4 protein-coding genes and 1 pseudogene are annotated in these 1802 nt (G+C 69.8%); 1 reads left to right on the top strand and 4 read right to left on the bottom strand.

The annotated features are described in order from the left end of the window. Window positions 1-39: 39 nt before the first annotated feature. Window positions 40-321, bottom strand: coding sequence for a hypothetical protein (locus tag HUW62_RS47090; protein WP_176438173.1), 282 nt, complete (start codon window positions 319-321; stop codon window positions 40-42). Between the two features lie 88 nt (window positions 322-409). Between HUW62_RS47090 and HUW62_RS47095 the strand changes: the two genes are divergently transcribed. Next, entirely contained in the window at window positions 410-727 is a 318-nt protein-coding gene (locus HUW62_RS47095; protein WP_163863665.1) for a hypothetical protein, read from the top strand. 21 nt (window positions 728-748) lie between these two features. Here HUW62_RS47095 and HUW62_RS47100 read toward each other — a convergent pair whose 3' ends face one another. The 3 genes and pseudogenes from HUW62_RS47100 to HUW62_RS47110 all read right to left on the bottom strand — a co-directional run. Further along, window positions 749-1120 carry a hypothetical protein gene (locus HUW62_RS47100; protein ID WP_176438174.1) on the bottom strand — a complete coding sequence of 124 codons (372 nt, stop codon included), beginning with the start codon at window positions 1118-1120 and terminating at the stop codon, window positions 749-751. A 166-nt stretch (window positions 1121-1286) separates the two neighbouring features. Beyond that, complete coding sequence (locus tag HUW62_RS47105) at window positions 1287-1538, bottom strand: GIY-YIG nuclease family protein (protein ID WP_163863667.1); 252 nt, start codon at window positions 1536-1538, stop codon at window positions 1287-1289. Window positions 1539-1622: 84 nt separating this feature from the next. Further along, window positions 1623-1802 (bottom strand): annotated as a pseudogene (locus tag HUW62_RS47110) (hypothetical protein); the annotation flags it as partial.

Raw genomic sequence — 1802 nt, forward strand, 5'->3', positions numbered from 1 at the left:
GCACCCTGGCGTCGGGCGAGCGCACGGCGAAGCGGGCCCTCAGAAGCCCGGCGGAGGAACGCGCGCCGTCAGCGCGGTCAACGAGTGGGCGCCCAGGCCCAGGAACACCGCCGCGAGCACCGTGCAGGACACGAAGCCCGCGACGATGAGCCCCTTGTGGCGGTGCTCGAACTGGCTGAACGCGTAGAAGAGCGCGTAGCAGGGGATGAGCAACACCATCACTCCCGTGCCCACGCTGCGACGGAAGGCATGGACGAGGAGGAAGGCGGCGCACACCAGGGCGACGAGACTGGACAGGATGGCGAGCGGGAGCAGCGGCACTCCCTCCCCTTAACACGTTCCACCCCTGGCCAGGGCGTCGTGCACATACTAAGGACGGCTCGCCGTCCTCCTGCCGAGGTGATTGCGCATGAACGCCGCCAAGACGCTGCTCAACTTCGTCCTAGGGGGAGCCCTGCTGGGCATCCTCATCGCGTCCTGGGCCGGTCCGCACTTCATCGGCTGGTACAACGAGACGCCCCTGGCGACCCAGACGATGTGCAACCTGCCCCAGGTGATTCGTCACGTCAGCTCGGAACTGCTCACCTGGCAGACCATTGGCGCGGGCGTGGGCGCCACGGTCTTCCTGGTGCTGGGCATCCTCTTCACCATCCGCTCCAACCGGAAGGCCCGCGAGCAGGAGACCCGGACTCCGCCCCCGGCCGCTCCGGCCGAGACGGCGCCCTGAGCCACGGGCGCTGTCCCGACTCTACGGCGTGCGGACCAGTACGGAGGGCGCGGTGCCCAACACGCCGCCGCCCTCGGTGTCCATGACGTTGACCTGCAAGAGGAAGTGGATGGGCCCCTCCACGTCCTCCGGCGCCGTCCACGTCGGAGTGCGCGAGTGGATGTCGCTGAAGTGGCCCGCGGGCTCCGCCGGCATCTGCGTCCAGTAGAACTCCATGTCGTCCCCGTCGGGGTCCTGCACCTCGAACACGAGCTGCACCACGCCACCGGGGCCCACCGTCTTCGGACTCGGAATGGGGCCTGCCCGCACATCCGGCGGATGGTTGACCACCCGGCCACAGCCCAAGGTCGTGATGATCAACGCGGCGAAGACTCCTGAAAGCGACCGAAGCATGGACTGCCCCCTGTGAAGAGTGGTCCCACGGTAACGCGCGAGCCCTCGCTCGGGTATCGAGCGACCCGAGAACAAAGACCCGGATTCCCGGATGACGACACATGGTGGCGCGAAGGGTCTCCCACCAACGGTCATCCCCGCACCCCGGTATGACGTGGGAACCGGCTCAGCGCGCGCGGCGTCGCGGGGGCTTTTTCGCGGACACGAGCAGCAGCTTGTCGCCACGGGTGAGGCGCTTGATGGCGGCCTCCCGTCGCAGGGCGGCGCCGCGGTCCTCGGCGGGCTCACTCCAGACGAGCGTGACGGGCAGCCGCGCTCGGGTATACGCCGCGCCGCGCCCTCGCCCGTGGGTGGCCACCCGACGCTCCAAATCATTGGTGGCGCCCGTGTAGAGCGAGCCGTCACGGCAACGCAGCATGTAGACAGTCCAGCGGGGAGGGTCGTCCGGCACGGGGGGCGCGACTGTACCGCGTACCCGCCCCCGCGCACCCTGGCCGACGCCTCACGTCGCCAGACGCATCCGCCCTCCACGCCTCAGGCAGAAGCGGGGCAGGCGAAGCGAGAACCGCCTCCTTCCGCCCGGCAGCCCCACCCGCGCCATGACCTCCGACACGGGCGCCAGCGGATCTCCCCACGCCGCCAGGATGTGCGCCTCGCTCACCAGCCCCATCAACCCGCCCCC

Source organism: Myxococcus sp. AM011, from assembly GCF_013372595.1.
Taxonomy (GTDB): domain Bacteria; phylum Myxococcota; class Myxococcia; order Myxococcales; family Myxococcaceae; genus Myxococcus; species Myxococcus eversor.

Bases quoted from the DNA above. Each gene is read 5' to 3' on its own strand.
- HUW62_RS47100 (WP_176438174.1), bottom strand. From the start codon at position 1,120: ATGCTTCGGTCGCTTTCAGGAGTCTTCGCCGCGTTGATCATCACGACC.
- HUW62_RS47095 (WP_163863665.1), top strand. From the start codon at position 410: ATGAACGCCGCCAAGACGCTGCTCAACTTCGTCCTAGGGGGAGCCCTG.
- HUW62_RS47105 (WP_163863667.1), bottom strand. From the start codon at position 1,538: ATGCTGCGTTGCCGTGACGGCTCGCTCTACACGGGCGCCACCAATGAT.